The sequence below is a fragment of the Paenibacillus sp. LjRoot56 genome, assembly GCF_964253335.1.
In the GTDB taxonomy this organism is placed as follows: domain Bacteria; phylum Bacillota; class Bacilli; order Paenibacillales; family NBRC-103111; genus Paenibacillus_E; species Paenibacillus_E allorhizoplanae.
Map to the genome: position 1 here is coordinate 1,342,779 of NZ_CAXURV020000002.1, position 21,499 is coordinate 1,364,277.

The 21,499-nt window shown below is 42.4% G+C and carries 20 protein-coding genes; all 20 read left to right on the forward strand.

The genetic code is table 11. The features are described 5' to 3' along the window. The first annotated feature begins 12 nt into the window (after positions 1–12). Positions 13–1,053, forward strand: a complete 1,041-nt coding sequence (locus ACSQ8O_RS18530; protein ID WP_436242814.1) for an aspartate-semialdehyde dehydrogenase — start codon at positions 13–15, stop codon at positions 1,051–1,053. Positions 1,054–1,094: 41 nt separating this feature from the next. Further along, positions 1,095–2,312, forward strand: a complete 1,218-nt coding sequence (gene dapG, locus ACSQ8O_RS18535) for an aspartate kinase (RefSeq protein ID WP_436242815.1) — start codon at positions 1,095–1,097, stop codon at positions 2,310–2,312. A gap of 26 nt (positions 2,313–2,338) precedes the next feature. After that, the gene (gene dapA, locus ACSQ8O_RS18540; RefSeq protein WP_436242816.1) at positions 2,339–3,202 is read left to right on the forward strand and encodes a 4-hydroxy-tetrahydrodipicolinate synthase; all 864 of its coding nucleotides are present in this window, start codon (positions 2,339–2,341) and stop codon (positions 3,200–3,202) included. A 171-nt stretch (positions 3,203–3,373) separates the two neighbouring features. Beyond that, positions 3,374–5,050 (forward strand): ribonuclease J, encoded by a 1,677-nt coding sequence (locus tag ACSQ8O_RS18545; RefSeq protein ID WP_056625086.1) that lies wholly within the window; start codon positions 3,374–3,376, stop codon positions 5,048–5,050. 173 nt (positions 5,051–5,223) lie between these two features. Continuing rightward, positions 5,224–5,964 carry a ClpP family protease gene (locus ACSQ8O_RS18550; protein WP_436242817.1) on the forward strand — a complete coding sequence of 247 codons (741 nt, stop codon included), beginning with the start codon at positions 5,224–5,226 and terminating at the stop codon, positions 5,962–5,964. Beyond that, entirely contained in the window at positions 5,961–6,200 is a 240-nt protein-coding gene (locus ACSQ8O_RS18555; RefSeq protein ID WP_436242819.1) for a YlzJ-like family protein, read from the forward strand. Before ACSQ8O_RS18550 ends, ACSQ8O_RS18555 begins: the two co-directional genes overlap by 4 nt. A gap of 63 nt (positions 6,201–6,263) precedes the next feature. Next, a complete protein-coding gene (locus tag ACSQ8O_RS18560; RefSeq protein WP_436242821.1) occupies positions 6,264–8,816 on the forward strand; it encodes a DNA translocase FtsK in 2,553 nt (850 codons plus the stop codon). Between the two features lie 116 nt (positions 8,817–8,932). Continuing rightward, positions 8,933–9,724, forward strand: a complete 792-nt coding sequence (sleB, locus tag ACSQ8O_RS18565) for a spore cortex-lytic enzyme (protein WP_436242822.1) — start codon at positions 8,933–8,935, stop codon at positions 9,722–9,724. 95 nt (positions 9,725–9,819) lie between these two features. After that, positions 9,820–11,100, forward strand: coding sequence for an EF-P 5-aminopentanol modification-associated protein YfmF (gene yfmF / locus ACSQ8O_RS18570; RefSeq protein WP_436242823.1), 1,281 nt, complete (start codon positions 9,820–9,822; stop codon positions 11,098–11,100). A gap of 3 nt (positions 11,101–11,103) precedes the next feature. Beyond that, positions 11,104–12,393 carry an EF-P 5-aminopentanol modification-associated protein YfmH gene (gene yfmH / locus ACSQ8O_RS18575; RefSeq protein WP_436242824.1) on the forward strand — a complete coding sequence of 430 codons (1,290 nt, stop codon included), beginning with the start codon at positions 11,104–11,106 and terminating at the stop codon, positions 12,391–12,393. After that, entirely contained in the window at positions 12,390–13,145 is a 756-nt protein-coding gene (ymfI, locus tag ACSQ8O_RS18580; RefSeq protein ID WP_436242825.1) for an elongation factor P 5-aminopentanone reductase, read from the forward strand. Before yfmH ends, ymfI begins: the two co-directional genes overlap by 4 nt. Before the next feature lie 104 nt (positions 13,146–13,249). Next, positions 13,250–13,501, forward strand: coding sequence for a DUF3243 domain-containing protein (locus ACSQ8O_RS18585; RefSeq protein ID WP_028558337.1), 252 nt, complete (start codon positions 13,250–13,252; stop codon positions 13,499–13,501). Positions 13,502–13,561: 60 nt separating this feature from the next. Then, a complete protein-coding gene (locus ACSQ8O_RS18590; RefSeq protein WP_436242826.1) occupies positions 13,562–14,446 on the forward strand; it encodes a hypothetical protein in 885 nt (294 codons plus the stop codon). A 90-nt stretch (positions 14,447–14,536) separates the two neighbouring features. Continuing rightward, positions 14,537–15,334, forward strand: a complete 798-nt coding sequence (locus ACSQ8O_RS18595; RefSeq protein WP_420851876.1) for a DUF3388 domain-containing protein — start codon at positions 14,537–14,539, stop codon at positions 15,332–15,334. Between the two features lie 51 nt (positions 15,335–15,385). Next, entirely contained in the window at positions 15,386–16,261 is an 876-nt protein-coding gene (locus ACSQ8O_RS18600; protein WP_436242827.1) for a RodZ domain-containing protein, read from the forward strand. A gap of 145 nt (positions 16,262–16,406) precedes the next feature. Then, on the forward strand, positions 16,407–16,898 hold the full coding sequence (locus ACSQ8O_RS18605; RefSeq protein ID WP_056625112.1) for a YajQ family cyclic di-GMP-binding protein: 492 nt from the start codon (positions 16,407–16,409) through the stop codon (positions 16,896–16,898). Positions 16,899–17,026: 128 nt separating this feature from the next. Next, on the forward strand, positions 17,027–18,355 hold the full coding sequence (gene rimO, locus ACSQ8O_RS18610) for a 30S ribosomal protein S12 methylthiotransferase RimO (RefSeq protein ID WP_056625115.1): 1,329 nt from the start codon (positions 17,027–17,029) through the stop codon (positions 18,353–18,355). Further along, complete coding sequence (gene pgsA, locus ACSQ8O_RS18615; protein WP_056625118.1) at positions 18,352–18,936, forward strand: CDP-diacylglycerol--glycerol-3-phosphate 3-phosphatidyltransferase; 585 nt, start codon at positions 18,352–18,354, stop codon at positions 18,934–18,936. The genes rimO and pgsA overlap by 4 nt, the downstream gene beginning before the upstream one ends. An 84-nt stretch (positions 18,937–19,020) precedes the next feature. After that, complete coding sequence (locus tag ACSQ8O_RS18620) at positions 19,021–20,271, forward strand: competence/damage-inducible protein A (protein WP_436242828.1); 1,251 nt, start codon at positions 19,021–19,023, stop codon at positions 20,269–20,271. 170 nt (positions 20,272–20,441) lie between these two features. Further along, positions 20,442–21,485 carry a recombinase RecA gene (recA, locus tag ACSQ8O_RS18625; RefSeq protein WP_436236116.1) on the forward strand — a complete coding sequence of 348 codons (1,044 nt, stop codon included), beginning with the start codon at positions 20,442–20,444 and terminating at the stop codon, positions 21,483–21,485. Positions 21,486–21,499 lie beyond the last annotated feature (14 nt).

Sequence of the window (21,499 nt, forward strand, 5' to 3'; positions counted from 1 at the left end):
AGAAACCAGCATATGTCCAACCAGAAGCTTTTCAATGTTGCAGTTGTAGGCGCTACAGGCGCTGTCGGCGAGCAAATTATCCGTCTACTAGAAGCACGGAATTTCCCCATCAAGGAATTGAAATTACTCTCTTCAGCTCGTTCTGCAGGTGTAAAGATTGCATTTAAAGGCCAAGAAGTAGTTGTGCAAGAAGCAACTCCAGATAGCTTTCAAGGTGTTGATCTTGCGCTCTTTAGTGCAGGAGGCGATGTCACGAAAGCATTAGCTCCGCATGCAGTAGAAGCGGGTGCGATTTGTATTGACAATACAAGTGCGTACCGTATGGATCCAGACACACCACTTGTTGTTCCTGAAGTGAATGTTGAGAAAATCAATGAACATAAAGGGATTATTGCAAACCCGAATTGTTCTACAATCCAAATGGTTGCAGCGCTTAAGCCGCTATATGACCGTTATGGAATTTCACGTATTATTGTTTCCACGTACCAAGCTGTTTCAGGTGCAGGTGCTAAAGCCATTAATGAAATGCTTAGACAGTCCAAAGAAGTACTAGCAGGTAATGAGGCAAAACCAGATATTTTACCAGTTGGCTCCTTACCAGTAAAGCATCAGATTGCTTTTAACGCTATTCCTCAAATTGATAAATTTCTAGATAATGGATTTACAAATGAAGAAATGAAAATGATTCTTGAAACAAAGAAAATTATGGGCGATGAGTCCATTGAAGTCACTGCTACATGCGTGCGTATTCCAGTAGTTTACGGGCATTCTGAATCCGTGTATGTAGAATTGAAAGAAGATTTCGACATGGAAGACGTGAGAACACTACTTGCAAATGCTCCTGGCTTAGTACTCATTGACAATCCGGCAGAACAACAATATCCACTTGCTACTGATGCTGCAGGTAAACTTGAAACTTTCGTAGGGCGTGTGCGCCGTGATTTAAGTAACCCTAAAGCGCTTAACATGTGGATTGTTTCAGATAATTTGTTAAAAGGTGCTGCTTGGAATGCAGTGCAAATTGCTGAATATATTGCTATAGAGCAACAATAATCAGCAACTGCTTATTTGAGCAGTGAAAATGGGGGAAACTCATGCGAATTCTTGTCCAGAAATTCGGAGGTACTTCACTTTCTACCGCACAAGCTAGAGAACACGTTATTGGACATATTCAAGACGCACTAATTCAACATTATAAACTAGTTGTTGTTGTTTCTGCGATGGGAAGAAAAGGGGACCCCTATGCGACTGATACGCTCCTAGACCTCGTTCAAAAGAATGGAGAGGGGCTGCCCGCAAGGGAACTCGATATGTTAATGGGATGCGGAGAATTAATATCTGCAGTACTATTGTGTAGTATATTGAACAAAACAGGAATTCGATCCACGGTTTTGACGGGTGGGCAAGCTGGTCTGATCACGAATGAGAATCATGGTAATGCTCAGATCATAGCGATGAAGCCTAATCGGATTCTTGAATTGTTAGAGCAAGACCAGGTTGTCATTGTCACTGGGTTTCAAGGGAAAACAAGCAATGATGAGTTGACTACGTTAGGCCGCGGGGGCAGTGACACATCAGCTACTGCACTTGGTGCCGCACTCAAAGCAGAAATTGTGGATATCTTCACAGATGTTAATGGTATTTTGACAGCGGATCCAAGAATCGTTGAAGATGCTAAACCGTTACAACGCGTGAGCTTCAGTGAGATTTGTAATATGGCACACAATGGTGCCAAAGTGATTCATCCACGAGCTGTAGAAGTTGCTATGCAAGCGAATATTCCGATTCGTGTGAGATCAACCTTCACCAAGGAAGAAGGAACGCTAGTTACAGCTTCTGACAACACCTCGACAGATATTAACCATGTTAAAGATCGATTTGTTACGGGGATTGCACATTTCACGAATATTACACAGATCCAGGTCGCTGCCGTTGATGGCGAATTTGATCTTCAACTTCGTGTATTCAAAACGATGGCTCAGCATCAGATTAGTGTTGATTTTATTAATGTGAACCCTTCAGGCGTTGTATATACGGTCTTTGATCATGAAGCTGAACGTGCAGTTCAATTACTTAAGGCACAGGGTTACGAGCCCAAGTTTACGAGCGGCTGCGCGAAGGTGTCCGTGATTGGTGGCGGAATGAATGGTGTACCTGGTATTATGGCGCATATTGTTGAAGCATTAACCGTGGAAGATATCCGAATTCTGCAATCAGCAGATTCGAACACGACCATTTGGGTGCTTGTCCAAGGTGTTGACATGATCAAGTCGGTGCGTGCACTTCATCGAAAATTCAATTTATTTAAATAAATCAAGAAAGTCAGGAGGCGTACCAAGTGAGTTTTGGAAGAGTAGTCACAGCAATGGTTACTCCATTTGATGATCAGTTGCAAGTGAACTGGGATCAAGTAGAGCCATTAATTAATTATTTAATTGAAGAACAACATTCGGATAGCCTTGTGATTTGTGGGACGACAGGGGAGTCGCCAACTTTATCAGAAGATGAAAAGTTGCGACTTATAGAACTTTCCGTTCGTGTAGCGGCTGGGCGTTGCAAAATCATTGCAGGTACTGGAAGCAACGACACTAATCATACAATTGCTTTTTCGCGTAAAGTAGAAAAGATTGGCGTGGATGCTTTACTTCTTGTTGCTCCTTATTACAACCGTCCTTCACAGGAGGGGTTGTATCAACATTTCAAAGCGATAGCAGAAGCTGTTAATACACCTGTCGTGCTTTATAATGTGCCTGGCCGTACAGGTGTGAACCTGGATGCGGATACAACGATTCGTCTTTCCCAAATACCGAATATCGTGGCGACCAAAGATTGCTCGAATACGGATCAAATGACACGTATACTTACACATGCTGCCCCTAATTTCCTCGTATATAGCGGAGATGATAGTAATACTTTGCCTTCTTTAGCTATTGGCTGTGAAGGGATTATCAGCGTAGCGAGTCATGTGATTGGAAAAGAAATGCAAACTATGATAAAGTATTATCTAGAAGGCAATATTCAGCAAGCTGCTGAGCTTCATCGTAAGCTTCATCCTGTATTCACTGGCATCTTTTGTGCACCGAGCCCTGCGCCAATTAAGCATGCTTTGGCACTTAAGGGGATTGAAACAGGCGGCGTTCGACTTCCGTTAGTTCGTGTATCCGAGCAAGAAGGTCAATTCATTCAATCACTTTTTGTATGATCATGCCTAATGAATCGGTGCTTCCGGCATCGGTTTTCTTTTTTTGGGAAATCTAAACGTATTCAGTATTAACTTGTATTTGCTGTTTTTTTTCATGTATAATGGTTGCAAGTGACTAGTTCGGTTTTTTCATTTAAAATTCGTCGTCCAATCTATGAAGGAGGTATATTCTTGTCCAAAAAAAATATTGATAAACTTTTGATCTTCGCTCTTGGCGGCGTGGGCGAAATCGGAAAAAATATGTATTGCGTTCAGTATGCGAACGATATTATTGTCATTGACAGTGGTTTGAAATTTCCTGAGGAGGACATGCTCGGAATCGACATTGTCATCCCAGATATCGGGTACTTAACAGAGAATCGGGATAAAGTACGCGGCATCATCATCACTCACGGCCATGAGGATCACATTGGTGGCTTACCTTACGTGCTTAAACATCTTAATGTTCCCCTCTATGCTACGAAGTTAACGATGGGACTTATTGAAGCTAAGCTGAAGGAAGCAAACTTGCTCGGAACGACGAATCGAATTCTAATCAATTCGGAATCTGTTCTTCCCCTAGGCGTTCTTACGGCAACTTTCTTCAAAACCAATCATAGTATTCCGGATTCTGTGGGTGTCGCACTTGATACGCCAGAAGGTGTTGTTGTTCATACGGGAGATTTTAAGTTTGATCAGACTCCAGTTAATGAGCAATATGCAGATTTGCATCGTATGGCTGAGATCGGAAAGAAAGGCGTTCTTGCCTTGCTTTCCGACAGTACGAATGCAGAACGTCCTGGTTACACGGGCTCTGAGCGCGGCGTAGGGATTGAGATTGAAGAGGTGTTTCGTAAAGCGAAGCAAAGAGTTGTCATTGCGACATTTGCATCAAATATTCACCGTGTTCAACAGGTGTTTGATGCAGCTGCAGCAACGAATCGCAAAGTGACAGTAATTGGTCGTAGTATGGTCAACGTGGTTTCGATCGCTAGCGAATTAGGCTACTTGCATATTCCAGATGGCATGTTGATTGAGCCAGAGGAAGTTAATAAGCTTGCAGCTGATCGTGTAGTTATCCTTTCGACGGGTAGCCAAGGCGAACCGATGTCTGCTCTGACAAGAATGGCACGTTCAACCCATCGTAAAATTGATATTTTACCAGGGGATACGGTTATTATTGCGGCAACTCCGATTCCAGGAAATGAGCGTTACGTTGGCAGAACGGTTGATGAGCTTATGCGCATCGGTGCCCACGTGATTTATGGACCGGGATCTGTAACTGGTGTTCACGTTTCAGGTCACGGTAGTCAGGAAGAATTAAAGTTAATGCTTAACCTGATGAAGCCTAAATACTTTATTCCAATTCATGGCGAATATCGCATGCTGCGTCAACACGCTATCCTTGCCGAAACTGTCGGCATTCCTAAAGAAGACATTTTCATGTGCGATATTGGTGATACGGTAGAAATTCAAAATGGGGCTGCACGCAAAGGATCGAAAGTTCAAAGCGGCAACATCCTAATTGATGGACTAGGTGTAGGGGATGTAGGCAATATCGTATTGCGTGACCGTAAATTACTGTCGCAAGATGGAATTCTTGTTGTCGTGGTTACACTTAGTAAGCAAGATGGCAAAATTTTGTCTGGCCCAGATATTATTTCACGCGGATTTGTTTATGTTCGTGAATCCGAAGGACTTCTTGAAGAAGCCAATCGAATCGTAACAAATACGTTAACTAAACTTATGAATGAAAATGTAAATGAATGGGCATCTTTAAAAACAAATGTGAAAGATGTTCTCGGACGCTTTTTATATGAACAAACCAGAAGAAGACCAATGATTCTTCCTATCATTATGGAAGTTTAGGTACTCGAACAAGTCACTTGAGCCTATGCAAATAGTAAAGCTCTCTCCAATTGGAGGGAGCTTTTTCTTGTTCCTGCAAAGTGAAGTATGCATGAAAGTATACAAGTTTATTCATACTATGGGAGATCTTGAACGACTTATCTTTGTAGCTTAATTTGAAAGGGGATTATGAAGTGGCATCAGCACCAGGCTCGAAAGAACAGGAACAAGAACCGGTAACAGAGGAAGTCAAGAAAAATGCTGTTCTCGAAAATATCCAACAATTAGGACAAACGAACACGGTTTCTGGTGAATCCAATATTTTTTGTCTAACGATAATAGGACAGATAGAGGGACATATTGTGCTCCCACCTCAGAATAAAACGACCAAGTATGAACATCTGATTCCTCAACTTGTAGCCGCTGAGCAGAATTCCAAAATTGAAGGTGTCATGATCATATTAAACACTGTAGGCGGCGATGTGGAGGCTGGTTTAGCAATTGCTGAAATGGTCGCGACGTTATCGAAACCAACGATTGCATTAGTCTTGGGTGGAGGACATAGTATAGGCGTTCCAATCGCCGTATCTGCTGACTATTCGATCATCGCAGAAACAGCGACCATGACGATTCATCCGATTCGAATGAATGGTTTGGTGATCGGAGTGCCGCAAACCTTTGAATATTTAGATAAGATGCAAGAGCGTGTTGTAAGGTTCGTAACGAAACATTCTAACGTAACGGAAGAGAAGTTTAAAGAGTTGATGTTTAAGACGGGTGAACTTACGAGAGATATCGGCACAACAGTAATTGGTATTGATGCCGTTAAATATGGATTAATCAATCAAGTAGGTGGTATCGGTGATGCCATTCGTGAACTGAACAGCCGAATCGAAGCGAAGAAAGTGGCGAACTCTGGGGGGCTTGTTCAGTGATCCATTATTCCGTGATTCCGATGGAGGTTATATTTGAAGGATTCGATGCATTTAGCCCACAATACTTAGATATAGAAGTAGAAGGTTTCATGATGCAAATTGAGCCGTTAAGTGGCTATCAAGCACGTATTGTAAGGTTGTATAGCTGTAATCCACAAGATTATTTAAATGAACACTATACGCCTGGTAGCATCATTTCCTACCAACCTCAGCTGGCGGTCAATTCAGCTCGTTAGGTCTTGTTCCCGTATCATCCCTCGAGTCAAATATGGTATAATGTGGACTTGGGGGTGACAATCTTGGCGAAACGCAGGAAAAAGACGAAGGCTGTAAAAACCAGCTTATTATTCGAGCTGTATGGAATCCTCATCTTGATTTTCTCGGTCATTGCCCTTGCACATCAAGGTCATGTCGGAAATTCTTTGATTTACTTGTTTCGTTTTTTTGTGGGGACTTGGTATTCACTTATACCACTTATTTTCATTTACGTGGCCTTATACGCAATGATTAAACGAGCTTGGCCACAAATGGTTACTCCCAAGAAAGCGGGAATATTGTTGTTCATTCTTGGTTTATTAATCAAGAATCATATTGATTTATTTGCTCAGTTGTATCCTAACAACGATTTTACATCGGGGAAAGTCATTTCTTCGACATGGTCTGCCATGCTTGAGGGATTGCACCCTACTGAAGCTGGAAGAGCAGCCTTAGAACATGGTATTGGTGGAGGAATGGTAGGCGCTTTTTTATACAGCATCCTCTATTTCTTATTCGATTACCTTGGAGCCAGATTAATCCAATATATGCTTTTTGTTATGGGTTTTATTCTAGCAACAGGTGTTTCTTATGTGGATCTAGGTAATATCGTGAAGGGTCGTTTCAGTAATGTAGGTCAAAATTTTAAAGACCGGATGAAGGAATGGCTGCAAGACCGAGAAGGACGTCAACCGCAGGCACAATCAGAGTCAGCGGGAAGTGCGCCTACTAAGGTGAAGAAGCCAGCCTATGTACCTGTTGATGATGAATTTGATGAGGAAGTCTTTCAACCAGTCAAGCGTGCGAAGAAAACGCCATTATTCATGGAACTCCTTCGACCAATTAAGGAGAACCGGAAGAAATCTGCAGCAAGAGAAAGTGATAACATCGAGGATAATTTGTCAGATGGCGAAGCTGATGTGGTCGGGGAGGAAGTTGTATACTCGAACCCTGTACATCCAACAGCTGAACCGGTACATAATACAGATGAACTTACTGGAGCACCGATTATTCGCGATTTTCAAGAACAGGTTATTCAAGAAGCACAACAAGTTGTTAGACCTGCAACTCCTTCTGTATCCAATAATGCGACAACAGTTCCAACTAGTGTGGATGGAGATGAGAATGAGCCAGTAACAATTGAGTTTCAAGATGCTCCAGTCATCGTGACTCGTCCATACGAAATACCTTCGCTTGATTTATTAGCAAGGCCAGCTCTTGGCAAAGGAAGCGAAATGGCGGATTACAAGGCCAATGCAAGAAAACTTGAAGCAACATTAGAGAGCTTCGGAGTTCGAGCTAAGGTTCTTGAGGTAGTAAGAGGCCCTGCGGTAACGCGATATGAAATCCAACCTGATGTGGGTGTGAAGGTTAGCAGAATTGTTTCTTTAACCGATGATATTGCACTAGCACTTGCAGCAAAGGATATTCGGATGGAAGCACCTATACCAGGAAAATCTGCGATAGGTATCGAAGTACCAAACTTAGAAGTTTCCATTGTTACGATGCGAGAAGTCATGGAAACGACTGCTTTTCAGGAGTCTAGCTCACGACTATCTGTAGTTCTTGGACGAGATATTTCGGGTCAACCGATTGTTGGGAATCTGGCAAGAATGCCCCATTTACTAGTTGCGGGTGCTACCGGATCTGGTAAATCGGTTTGTATCAATGGGATCATCACTAGTATTTTATATAAGGCAAAGCCAAATGAAGTGAAGTTCTTAATGATCGATCCGAAGATGGTTGAATTGAATGTGTATAATGGCATTCCGCATCTATTAGCACCTGTTGTTACGGATCCGCGGCGAGCATCTCTAGCGCTCAAGAAAATCGTTGTCGAGATGGAGAAACGCTATGAGCTATTCTCTAAGAGTGGGACACGAAATATTGAAGGCTATAACGCGATGTTGACAGAGAGTGGCACTGCAGCACCTCTGCCTTACTATGTGATTATCGTGGATGAGTTAGCAGATCTTATGATGGTAGCAGCTAATGATGTCGAGGATTCCATCTGTCGTCTTGCTCAAATGGCGCGGGCTGCAGGAATTCACTTAATTATTGCGACACAACGTCCTTCGGTGGATGTTATTACCGGTGTTATCAAGGCTAACATTCCATCCCGTATCGCTTTTGGTGTTTCTTCGCAAGTGGATTCGCGAACAATTTTGGATATGGTAGGAGCGGAGAAATTACTAGGTCGTGGAGATATGCTTTACTTGCCAGTAGGCGCATCCAAGCCTGTACGTATCCAAGGGGCATTCCTCTCCGATGGCGAAGTAGAGCAAGTTGTTGGGTTCGTACGAACCCAGGAGCAAGCCAATTATCGGGAGGAACTCGTTCCACAGGTTGAAGAAATGCCAGAGCAGCAGAATGAATTTGAGGACGAGCTGTACGATCAAGCCGTTCAAATTGTTTTGGAAGCGAAGCAAGCATCCGTATCCTTACTTCAACGTCGAATGAGAGTCGGTTACACACGTGCTGCTAGGCTTGTCGATGCCATGGAAGCTAAAGGGGTTGTTGGCCCATATGAAGGCAGTAAACCGCGTGAAGTACTGATCTCACTTGAACAATATCATCATAACCGGATTAGTTCTTAATCTGTATCGGACAAACACTCTCCTCTGGGGAGTGTTTTATTTGTATAATCATGGACTCACTTTCTCATAATAAGCAAGAAAAGGTTGTAATTTGAAAAGTGAGGTTGAGAAGGGGAATGAATAAACGACTAATTGTCATTACATTTTGTATTGTATTTGTTTTGGTAGTTTCTTTTCAATTGAAGGGCAAATTCAATCCGCCGACGGAAGAAACATTTAGTAAGAATGAAGTACGCTATGGCGCCACAGGATCTGATGTTTATGAACTTCAAGGAAGGTTGAAATTCATTGGGTTTTATAACGGTGGTGTTGACGGCGACTATGGGTACAAGACATTAACTGCAGTAAAGCGATTCCAAGGTGAGTTTGGCATGAAGGTAGACGGTATCGTTGGACCGAAGACCAAACTGAAGCTCTGGGAAGCAACGAAAAGCTGGAAACCTTCAGCAGGAGAAACTGCGAATAGTAATCAGGGTGCCAGTAATTCAGGTACTGGAACGGGAACGGGAACGGATACTCCGGCTAATTTAACTCCCTCCAATAATCTTGGTTACTCGGAACAGGATATTAACTTAATGGCCAATGCTGTCAATGGTGAAGCGCGTGGGGAACCATTCATAGGTCAAGTTGCCGTAGCGGCCGTTATTTTAAATCGAGTGAAATCGGCAAGTTTTCCGAACACAGTTTCTGGTGTTATATTTCAACCAGGTGCTTTCACAGCTGTTGCTGATGGTCAAATATGGTTAACACCGAACGAATCATCCAAAAAAGCTGTGAGGGATGCTTTGAATGGACTGGATCCAACAGGAGGTTGTATCTATTACTTCAACCCAGAGACGGCTACGTCCAAATGGATTTGGACAAGAAAACAAATTAAAAAAATTGGTAAACACATTTTCTGCGTATAAATTGGACAAGGAGAAGGAACCACATGTGGTTGCTTCTCCTCTTCGTATAGGAATATAATGGATTTATTACACGGACATAGAAGGGAGACTGACCTTTGAAGCCTATTCAATTTGAGCGCAGCAGCTGGAAGCATATCCGAATACACGTTCTACCGACAGATCGTTTCAAAACATTTGCCATTTCCGTATACATAGGACGTCAATTAGATGATGAGACGGTCACAAGTACCGCAATAACACCTTTTATCCTTCGCAGAGGTACAGAGCTTCGTCCTGAAACGAAGCAATTTCGGGAGTATTTAGATGATTTGTACGGTGCAGGGTTTGGCTTTGATATTTATAAGCGAGGCGACTACCAAATCGTTCAGTTACGCATGGACATTATCAATGATCGATTCGTGAAATCAGCGGATTCTTTGCTGAAACAAGGACTTGATTTTGTGGGTGAAACGTTAACTCGTCCAGCATTAGAGGATCAACATTTTCGCGCGAAATATGTAGACGCAGAAAAGCAGACACTTCGTAAACGAATCGAATCGGTCATAAATGATAAAATTCGTTATGCTGCCGAACGTTGTATGGAAGAAATGTGCAGTGATGAACCATATCGACTTCATCCATTAGGTAAAATAGAAGATATCGACGGTATGAATGCGGAGCAGCTTTACGAACAATATAAAGAATGGCTCCAAACTTCACCGATGGACATTTATGTTGTTGGCAACACAACGCTAAGTGAAGTTGAAGAAATTGTGAAGCAATCGTTTGCGATTGAGCGGAATGCTGATGCTAGCTATGTCACATCTGCGCCGCGTGCCGTAACAGGTGAAGTGAAAACGATCGTAGAACGATTGGATGTTAACCAAGGTAAGCTGAATATGGGTCTTCGTACGAACATTTCATACAGCGACGATCAGTACCCGGCTGCACTTATGTATAATGGGGTTCTAGGCGGATATCCGCATTCCAAATTATTTACAAATGTTCGCGAGAAAGCGAGTCTAGCCTATTATGCTTCTTCTCGTTTTGATGGACATAAAGGCATTTTGACAATTCAGTCCGGTATTGAGATGGCTAACTATGAGAAAGCCGTAGATATCATACGTAAACAACTGAAAGCCTTGGAACAAGGAGAAATCACCGACATTGAATGGAGTCAAACAAGAGCTATGATTTCCAATCAATTGCGTGAAATACAAGATTCAGCGTTTGAGCTGATCTCGTTTGATTTTAATGCCATTTTGTCAGGGAAAGAGCGTACGGTAGCGGGTTTAATTTCTGCAGTCGAGCAAGTGGATATACCGACTATAGCAGAGGTTGCGAAACGAGTTCAGTTGGACACGATATACTTTTTACGGGATCAGAAGGGGGAGTAAACCATGCAGAGTATACCATATCCACATCTTGATGAAACCATTTATCATGAAAAGCTTGATAATGGGCTGCATGTGTTCGTGTTACCCAAACCAGGTTTCCAGAAAACGTATGCAACTTTTACAACCCAATATGGGTCTATTGATAATCATTTTCAAGTTCAAGGTAAAGATGTCGTGCGAGTACCAGACGGTATTGCGCACTTCTTAGAGCACAAAATGTTCGAGGAACCGGAAGGAGACATTTTTGCAACGTTTGCTACGAACGGTGCATCGGCCAATGCTTTTACAAGCTTTGACCGGACTGCCTATTTATTTTCATCAACAGATCGCTATTTAGAAAATTTAACGACATTAATTAATTTCGTGCAAAACCCTTACTTTACGGACGAGAATGTTGAAAAAGAAAAAGGGATTATCGGGCAAGAGATTAAGATGTACGAGGATAATGCGGACTGGAGAAGTTATTACGGCTTAATTGAATCCTTGTATGCGAAGCATCCGATTCATATTGATATTGCCGGAACTGTTGCGTCAATTGCAGAAATTACCAAAGAGACCTTATATGAGTGCTATAACACGTTCTATCACCCGAGCAACATGAGTTTATTCGTTGTAGGAGGGGTAGATCCACAAGAGGTTATTACGTTAGTGAAAGATAATCAAGCTGCTAAAACTTTTCCGCCACAAGGTGAGATCCAAAGGTTCTTTCCTGAAGAGCCAGTAGAGGTCAAGGAATCCCGCAGACATATCATACTTCCCGTCTCGTTGCCGAAATGTTTAATGGGCTTCAAGGAAGCCGCACCAGCGGTCACAGGCAAGCCTTTGTTGGTAAGAGAATTAACGACCAAATTAATGTTGGATATCTTATTTAGCTCCAGCTCTGATATTTATCAGACACTCTATGATGATCAGTTAATTTCTGATAATTTCGGTCATGAGTATAACTGTAGTGATGGGTATGCATTCTCCATTGTTGGGGGGGATACCAAGGATCCGGAACAGCTTATTACAAGGATTCGTGACGAGGTTGAAAAAAGGAAAGAAGCTGGACTCGATAGTGTCACTTTCGAACGCAGTCGTAAGAAGAAGATTGGCAGTTTCCTGCGAATGATGAACTCACCTGAATCAATTGCGAATGAATATACCAAATATCGATTCAAAGGGATCGATCTCTTCGATATCTTGCCGGTATACGAACAGCTATCACTTGAAGATGTGAATCGTCGCTTCCGTGAGCATTTTGATTGGAGTAAGCTCGCAGTATCCATTGTACAGAGTCGTGAGCCATCGTGAGTGTTGTAAAACCGTTTAGTGAACAGACCGTGCTGATTACGGGAGCTAGCAGGGGGATTGGTGCTGCAATAGCCCAACGTTTCGCCGCGGTAGGCATGCAGATTGTTATTCATTATCGGGATTCACATGAAGCAGCCAATGAAATTGCTCGTTCTTGTATGAAGCAAGGGGCAACGGTATTAACAGTAACCGCGGATATTCAATCGCATGAGCAGATTCTCAAAATGAGAGATAAGCTTGAACAGATGAACATGGTACCAGACATCATCGTTAATAATGCAGGTATTTCTCACTATGGGATGCTAGCTGATGTGACGGAAGAAGATTGGGATCGTGTTATGAATATCAATCTCAAGGGTTCCTTCCTTTGTACTCAAGCTTTTATGTCCGCCATGGTTAAACAAAAGTATGGTCGAATCATTAACGTATCCTCGATATGGGGCATCTCTGGTGCTTCGTGCGAGGTACTCTATTCAACGGCCAAGGGTGGCCTTAATGCGTTTACGAAAGCGTTAGCCAAAGAACTTGCTCCATCAGGTGTTACGGTGAATGCCGTAGCACCTGGGGCTGTTCAGACGGATATGATGGCCGGCTTTCAAGCTGACGAAATCGATGCCATTACCAACGAAATTCCTGCTGGGCGGCTCGCATCTCCACATGAGGTAGCATCGCTTGTCTATTTCTTGGCCTTGCCTGAATCCGGTTATATTACAGGTCAAATCATCTCACCCAACGGGGGCTGGCTTACTTAATCACATGAATCTATTGCAGAGAAGTCCACGCATAATTCTGTTTTGAGAAGCGCATATTACGTATGTAATGACCATTTCTCATAACTCAAAGGAGGCTTCTTACAATGGCTACTGTACTTAAGGTGTTCGACAAATGGAAAGAATTTTTGGCTGAACGCGTGAGTCAGGCTGGACATGCAGGGATGAGTGATGAAACCATCTCCAAGCTGGCTTTTCAAATTGGGGAGTTTTTGGCAGACAAGGTGGATCCTCAAAATGAGCAAGAACGAGTTCTCAAAGAGTTGTGGGATGCTGGGGATGAACAGGAAAAGCATACTCTTGCTCGCCTCATGGTAAAATTAGTAGACAAAGGTTAATAACCGTTTTACAATTCAATAGGGTATGATGTGAAAGCCTCCTCTTTCGGAGGCTTTTGCATGCTTTATAAGCTGGAAAGGAATTATCAATGTATGCATAAGACGCGATTATTACTTATTTTAACTTTATTAATATCACTACTTGCTGGTTGCGGGAATCGTGGAATTCCAGTTATTAAGCAAGAACTACTCGATCAGAAAATGTCTGTTTTAATGCTCTCAAGTAGCGGGTTATCGGCATCAGCAAAAGACGTGCTAGGTCAAACGCTAAAGAATTGGCGAGACGGAAATTCGATTGCTTATGAGTGGGTTAAAGATATAAATGCGCTGGATGATAATGTGGATTCGAAACTAAAATCGAAAACATATGATTACATATACGTTGTTGGAAATGAGCTATTCCCTTCAGCCAATGAGAAGATGGCATTAGGTCTTACTACAAGTAAATGGACTTTTTTACAAAGTCATCCATTTGCAGAGGGCAGCGCAATTACCGTGAATGAGCAGGCATCTTTGCTCCAAGTGGACTTGCAACAGATGGAAACCATGAAGAATAAGGCGATTCAAGATCTTCTGTTTCAAAATGTGGTTATCGAATGGGTGACGCAAAGCGAGCGTCCAATTCCATCCGCATGGGCACCTTCCGAGGAATCCGATCACATTGTTTTGCTAAACAATAACAACCAATGGTTTCAGCAGTTGACTTTTCAAGTACATCAACATCACGCAGCATGGGTTATTTTTTACAGCCCGGTGAGTGAAGATCAGTTGCAGAAAGCAAAATCTTTGGGGGTATCAGTCATGGACTTTGCCGGGGCATTAACAGCCGATCTTAATTGGACACAAATTTTTGATAACCGACTCGCCATGATGAAAACTCATACTTGGCAAAAAGGAATCCAAAACTACAATCCGCAAGAGCTAAAGGAACTAAAAATGAAATAATATCAGGGTAATTTGGTTTTTAAGAAGGATTATGGCGGAATTTGTAGAAATTAATTAAATGGCCATAAACAGTCTGGTTCATTAACAGATATGAGTGACAGAGATGATGATGAGGTGGAAGAATTGGACGTTAAAGAATGGTATATGGAATACAAAATTCACAAGAACCGTCCCGGTTTATTAGGAGATATAGCTTCATTAATGGGGATGCTGGATATTAACATCGTGACGATTAATGGGGTTGAAGATCGTACACGTGGAATGCTTCTACAAACAAATGATGAAGAAAAAATTGATTTAATGGGTAAAATGTTGAGAAAAGTAGATAATATTACTATTACTGCTTTACGACCACCTAAATTAGTGGATATTTTGGCTGTTCGCCACGGTAGGTATATAGAGCGCGACTCCGACGATCGCAAAACATTTCGCTTTACGCGAGACGAGCTAGGCTTGTTAGTTGATTTCCTAGGTGAAATATTCAAACGTGAAGGCAATCAAGTTGTTGGACTTCGTGGTATGCCGCGAGTTGGTAAAACGGAATCTATTATTGCAGGCAGTGTTTGTGCGAACAAGCGGTGGACATTTGTTTCTTCCACCTTATTAAGACAAACCGTTCGCAGTCAGCTTTCTGAGGATGAGATGGCCCCAAACAATGTCTATATCATTGACGGTATTGTTTCGACAATTCGTTCCAATGAGAAGCACTACAGTCTTTTGCAAGATATTATGGGTCTCCCTTCAACAAAGGTTATCGAGCATCCAGACATTTTTATTCGCGAATCGGAATACACCTATAATCACTTCGATTATATCATTGAGCTCCGGAACAGCCCGGATGAAGAAATTAACTACGATTCGTTTACGTATACGTCCGAACCTTTTTAGTGTTTCAAACGTCAATAACAGGATGAATAATTCCTTCGGGGAGGTGACCATATGTCTGACTTAGGCTACATTTTGCGCAAAACTCGACTGGAAAAAAAGATTTCACTGGATGATCTCCAGGAAGTTACTAAGATCCGCAAGCGCTATCTAGAAGCCATTGAAGAAGGAAACTACAAGGTGCTGCCAGGAAGTTTCTATGTGAGGGCTTTTATTAAAAGTTATGCGGAAGCATTAGGGCTTGATCCGAATGAAGTTCTGAATATGTATCAATCAACGCTTCCTGCCCCAACGATTGAGAAGCCTGTAGTGGAAGCGATTCGCAAGAATAGATCAAGTGTTCGCAATACAGAAAAGATGAGCCGCTGGGCTTCGAGCCTGATGTTTGTCTGTTTTATTTTGCTCATATTCGGGATCGTATACTATTATACATATAAGAATTATAAGGGAACGCCAGCGGATGAGAAGCCAACGCAAACGCAATCGCCGCGCATTACAGACTCGACGAACCCTTCGCCGAGCACGTCTGTTAATGCTACTGGGGATGGTAAAGCAACGGGGCTTTCAACGCCAACGCCAACCCCAGCTCCGACCCCTACACCGCCTGCTGTACAGGTGAAATTTAGCGCTACTGAAAAGGGTGTAGATAATTACATCATTACAGGTACTGCAAATTTGAATATTCAATTCAAAATTACTGGTTCTTGCTGGATCGCTGTTAATGCACTTACCCCTGAGGGTGAGAAGGGAGCATTGCTAAGACAGAAACTGTATAATTCCGGTGAAACGGATACATTTGATTTAGCAAGTTCAGCTTTTTTGAATGTTGGAGCAGCTAGTGCATTGCAGCTCATGGTCAATGGCACTCTCGTACCTGTTGGCGATACGCCGAATCCGAAGCGGGTTCAACTGAATTTGCAGAAAAGCTAGCAATTTGCCAGTTCCTGCGCTTTCCCGGGTAATGAAAATAGTTTTATGGGAAATATTCGAAGCCATTGGCGGTAGGATATTTCCTTTTTTACGTGTTCTTGCTATAATGCTAATGTAATTTGATGGAAGGGATGTTGGGATGTAGATGAGTTCAGAGAGTTCGTTTGATATTGTATCCAAAGTGGATATGCAAGAACTAAATAATGCGATTCAACAAGCGGAGAAAGAGATGTTGACCCGTTTTGATTTTAAAGGAAGTAAAAGTAGCATTAAATTAGATAAAGATCAGCTTGTTGTCACTTCGGATGATGAGTTTAAGCTTCAGAACGTTCTTGATATTATGCATGCCAAAATGACCAAACGTGGAATCTCGATTAAAAATCTCGAATATTCCAAGGTAGAGCCAGCCGCTGGTTCCACAGTTAGACAAAAAATCAGCATGAAACAAGGTGTCGATCAAGACAACTCCAAGAAAATTAATATACTGATTCGTGATTCAAAATTGAAAGTGAAAACTCAAATTCAAGGGGATCAAATCCGTGTAACCGGGAAGAGCCGTGACGATTTACAGGCTGTTATCGCTTTGCTTCGGAAAGCAGATATTCCATTGGATTTGCAGTTTGTTAATATGAAATAATCAGGAATTTATGGTTGCTTGAAGGAAAACCCCCTGGATGCAGGGGGTTTTTACATTTTGACACCCCTATTGGCTTGTATTATACTGGTAGGGAGTGTTTTTTAGGACTATTGGAGGTTGTTTCTTTCATGACAGAAAAGGTTAAAGTAGTTACTCTCGGATGCGAGAAGAATTTAGTTGATTCCGAGATTATGTCAGGTTTAATTCATGGCCGTGGTTTCCAACTTGTAGACAACAAGGAAGATGCTACAGTCATTATCGTGAACACTTGCGGGTTCATTGATGCAGCTAAAGAAGAATCCGTAAATACAATTTTGGATATGGCAGAACTGAAGCAAACAGCGAATCTCAAGGCGCTAATCGTTTCAGGCTGTTTAACACAACGATACAAAAAGCAGTTAATGGAAGAGATGCCTGAGATCGATGGCATTGTAGGTACGGGGGATTTTGATAAAATTAATCACATTGTGGACGAAGCGCTTAGAGGGAAGAAACCGGTTCTAGTAGGGAATCCGGTATTTAACTATGACGCTGACCTGCCTAGACTGATGACGACTCCTCGTTACACAGCTTATGTGAAAATTGCAGAAGGTTGCGATAACGCTTGTACATTCTGCTCCATTCCAATTATGCGCGGTGCTTTTAAGAGCAGAAGTATGGAATCAATCGTTGCAGAAGTTGCTAACCTTGCGGCTCAAGGCGTGAAGGAAATTAGCTTAATTGCTCAAGATTCCACAAACTATGGAACAGATATCTATGATAGCTTCATGCTTCCTACCTTGCTGAACAAAGTAAGTGAAGTTGAAGGAATTGAATGGGTACGTCTGCACTATGCATACCCGGGCTTCTTCAGTGATGAACTGATTGAAGTGATGGCAACGAATCCTAAAGTATGCAAGTACATTGATATGCCTTTACAGCATAGTGAAGATTCTATTCTTAAGCGTATGCGTAGACCAGGCCGCCAAAAGGATACACGTGAACTCGTTCGTAAAATTCGCGAATCCATTCCTGATGTTGCCTTGCGTACGTCGCTTATTGTTGGTTTCCCAGGTGAGACTGAACAAGATTTTGAGAACTTGAAACAATTCGTGCGGGATGTTCAGTTCGATCGTCTTGGTGTGTTTGCCTACTCCAAAGAAGATGATACGCCAGCAGCAAGACTGCCGGATCAAGTGCCTGATGATGTAAAAGAATACCGGGCTAACGCTATTATGGAAATTCAACGTGAAATTTCGAATATTCGCGGTGGTCGACGTATTGGGCAAGAAATCGACGTGCTTATTGAAAGATACGATGGCAGAAGCGACGTTTATATTGGACGCTCCCAGTTCGATGCACCTGAAATTGATGGTGAAGTATTCGTTTCGAATGCGAAATTGAACATTGGAGAACTTGCGAAAGTTCGTGTTACCCACTCCTATGAGTTTGACTTATCCGGGGAGGTAATTGCATGAACTTAGCTAACCGCATCACCGTAGCGAGAATTTTATTAGTACCCATCATCATGTTCTTTTTGTTGATTAAGGTAAAATTTCCTCAAATACGGATAGAGGAGTTTAGCATAACGTATAATCAAATTATTGCTGCTTTAATTTTTATTATTGCTGCGAGTACAGATAGCTTAGATGGTTACATTGCTAGGAAACGTAATCTTGTTACGAATCTGGGCAAGCTATTGGATCCATTGGCAGACAAGCTGCTTGTTACCGCTGTACTTGTTTCACTAGTAGAAATGGATAAAGTTGATGCTTGGATCGTTATTGTCATTATTAGCAGAGAATGGGCTGTGACTGGACTTCGTCAAATTGCCCTCTTAGAGGGTACGGTCATGGCGGCCAGTAAATGGGGTAAAGCGAAGACCGCGGCTCAAATTACAGCCATCATTGCACTGCTGATTAATAATTTTCCATTTACGTTTCTAGATTTTCCCTTTGATGTTATAGCTAGTTGGGCTGCAGCAATTATTACCGTTTATTCAGGTGTGGAATATTTCGTTAAAAATAAACACGTCATAGACTTTTCGGAAAAGTCATAGTTCCATTAAACTTACCTCTAAACGCGGTCGATCAATAACGAGCGATCACGTTAGAGGTTTTCTCATTTTAAGGAGGTTTCGTACATGAAAGCAGAAATCATTGCGATAGGAACAGAATTGCTGCTTGGTCAAATCGTGAATACCAATGCGCAGTTTATTTCTAGAGAATGTGCAGCACTAGGGATTGATATGTACTTTCAAACGGTTGTTGGGGATAATGAACAGCGCTTGTTGGACAGTTTTCGTTTAGCTGCATCTCGAGCTGATGTCGTGATTTGTACAGGAGGATTAGGGCCAACACAGGATGATCTGACTAAGGATGTGTTAGCTACACTGACGGGACGTAATCTGGTGCTTCACGAGCCTTCTATGGAGGCTATTTCTGAGATGTTTGTTTCTAGAGGGATTCATATGGTGGAAAGCAATCGTCGTCAAGCCCTTATGCTAGAAGGAAGCGATCCCTTACATAACGAGACTGGATTGGCTGTGGGAAATGCGCTCACTTTCGAGGGGACACATTTCGTGCTTTTACCAGGACCTCCTAAAGAAATGAAGCCGATGTTTACAAAATATGCAGTGCCGTGGCTTCAGTCACGAATGACAGTTGAAGTTCCGCTGTATTCGAAGATGCTAAAGTTTGCAGGCATAGGAGAGTCCAATTTGGAGTATCTGTTGTTGGATTTGATTCAATCACAGACCGACCCGACAATTGCCCCTTACGCCAAAGAAGGTGAAGTAACAATACGATTGACAACGCGTGCCCATGCGGAAGTAGAAGGCGAGTTAAAGCTGAAAGCTACGGAAGCTGAAATTAAGAAGCGACTTGGTGAGTATCTTTATGCGGATCAGGACGTCCCTATTGAAGCGATTGTCTTGCAATTGCTGGCGGCTAGCAAGAAGACGCTATCAGTCGCTGAGAGCTGCACAGGAGGTTTACTTAGTGATTTAATAACGACAGTGCCAGGTAGCTCAGAATCTTTCTTAGGTGGTATTATCGTTTACTCAAACAAGTTAAAAAATAAGCTGCTCGATGTGCCAATGGATATTTTGGAGGGGGAAGGTGCTCCTGGTGCTGTTAGCAGCGAAACAGCTCTCATTTTAGCCGAACAGTTGCTAGTTAGGACTGGTAGTGACTTTGGCATCTCCGTGACCGGTGTGGCAGGTCCAAGTCCGTCTGAAGGGAAGCCTGTAGGGCTTGTCTATGTGGGATTAGCACAAAAGAATGAGAAGACGGAAGTATTTACTCTCCAACTATCTGGCAACAGGGAGTCAATTAAATTAAGGGCTGCTAAGCGTGCAATCTATCAATTGTGGAAACAGTTGAAAGAAAACTAGAAATCCTCTATAATCAGAGTTAGTTAACGGAAGAACCGTAGCAAAGCGATAACTTTGTTACGGTTTTTTGTTTGTTCGCAAAAAAAACGAATGTATGTTCGAAAAAATGCTTGGCAAACATGCCAAAACAAGTTATCATATACCTATAATGATAGAAGGAAGTGGTCGTTTTGTCAGATCGTCGTGCCGCGCTAGATAATGCATTACGTCAAATTGAGAAACAGTTCGGAAAAGGCTCCATTATGAAACTTGGAGAATCTACGCATATGCAAGTTGAAACGATTTCTTCGGGCGCACTTGCTCTGGATATCGCACTTGGAATAGGTGGATTCCCACGCGGAAGAATTATTGAAGTTTACGGACCAGAGTCATCAGGTAAAACAACTGTAGCTTTACATGCGATTGCTGAAGTTCAAAGAGTAGGTGGACAAGCTGCCTTTATCGATGCGGAGCATGCGTTAGATCCTTCCTATGCAAGCAAGCTTGGTATTAATATAGATGAGCTATTGCTTTCCCAACCAGATACAGGTGAGCAAGCACTTGAGATCGCGGAAGCACTTGTTCGTAGTGGTGCGGTAGATATTATTGTTATCGACTCCGTTGCAGCACTAGTACCGAAAGCAGAAATTGAAGGCGATATGGGAGATTCTCACGTAGGTCTTCAAGCGCGATTGATGTCACAAGCGCTTCGTAAGCTGTCTGGTGCAATCAATAAATCTAAAGTCATCGCTATCTTTATCAACCAATTGCGTGAAAAGGTTGGCGTTATGTTCGGAAATCCAGAGACAACTCCGGGTGGACGTGCACTGAAGTTCTACTCTTCCGTTCGATTGGATGTTCGTCGTATTGAAACTATCAAGCAAGGCAATGACATGGTTGGTAACCGTACGAGAATTAAGGTCGTTAAGAACAAAGTAGCACCTCCATTTAAACAAGCTGAAGTCGATATTATGTACGGTGAAGGTATCTCACGCGAAGGTAGCATTATTGATATCGGAACTGAGCTGGATATCGTGAATAAAAGCGGTGCGTGGTATTCGTATGAAGGTGAGCGTCTTGGCCAAGGACGTGAGAATGCGAAGCAATTCTTGAAAGATAATAAAGCGATCTCAGAAACGATTGAGCTAAGAATTAGAGAGAATAGTAACTTGATTAAAGTTGTTGGTCCGAACACGGATGAAGAAGAAGACGAGCTGGAAACAGCTTTTGAATAGGTTTGAAAAATAGG

What these genes read in the sequence shown, in the direction of transcription:
- ACSQ8O_RS18530 (WP_436242814.1), top strand. Translation starts at nt 13, where the DNA reads ATGTCCAACCAGAAGCTTTTCAATGTTGCAGTTGTAGGCGCTACAGGC.
- dapG (WP_436242815.1), top strand. Translation starts at nt 1,095, where the DNA reads ATGCGAATTCTTGTCCAGAAATTCGGAGGTACTTCACTTTCTACCGCA.
- sleB (WP_436242822.1), top strand. Translation starts at nt 8,933, where the DNA reads ATGAATAAACGACTAATTGTCATTACATTTTGTATTGTATTTGTTTTG.
- yfmH (WP_436242824.1), top strand. Translation starts at nt 11,104, where the DNA reads ATGCAGAGTATACCATATCCACATCTTGATGAAACCATTTATCATGAA.
- ACSQ8O_RS18585 (WP_028558337.1), top strand. Translation starts at nt 13,250, where the DNA reads ATGGCTACTGTACTTAAGGTGTTCGACAAATGGAAAGAATTTTTGGCT.
- ACSQ8O_RS18590 (WP_436242826.1), top strand. Translation starts at nt 13,562, where the DNA reads ATGCTTTATAAGCTGGAAAGGAATTATCAATGTATGCATAAGACGCGA.
- ACSQ8O_RS18595 (WP_420851876.1), top strand. Translation starts at nt 14,537, where the DNA reads ATGAGTGACAGAGATGATGATGAGGTGGAAGAATTGGACGTTAAAGAA.
- ACSQ8O_RS18600 (WP_436242827.1), top strand. Translation starts at nt 15,386, where the DNA reads ATGTCTGACTTAGGCTACATTTTGCGCAAAACTCGACTGGAAAAAAAG.
- ACSQ8O_RS18605 (WP_056625112.1), top strand. Translation starts at nt 16,407, where the DNA reads ATGAGTTCAGAGAGTTCGTTTGATATTGTATCCAAAGTGGATATGCAA.
- rimO (WP_056625115.1), top strand. Translation starts at nt 17,027, where the DNA reads ATGACAGAAAAGGTTAAAGTAGTTACTCTCGGATGCGAGAAGAATTTA.
- pgsA (WP_056625118.1), top strand. Translation starts at nt 18,352, where the DNA reads ATGAACTTAGCTAACCGCATCACCGTAGCGAGAATTTTATTAGTACCC.
- ACSQ8O_RS18620 (WP_436242828.1), top strand. Translation starts at nt 19,021, where the DNA reads ATGAAAGCAGAAATCATTGCGATAGGAACAGAATTGCTGCTTGGTCAA.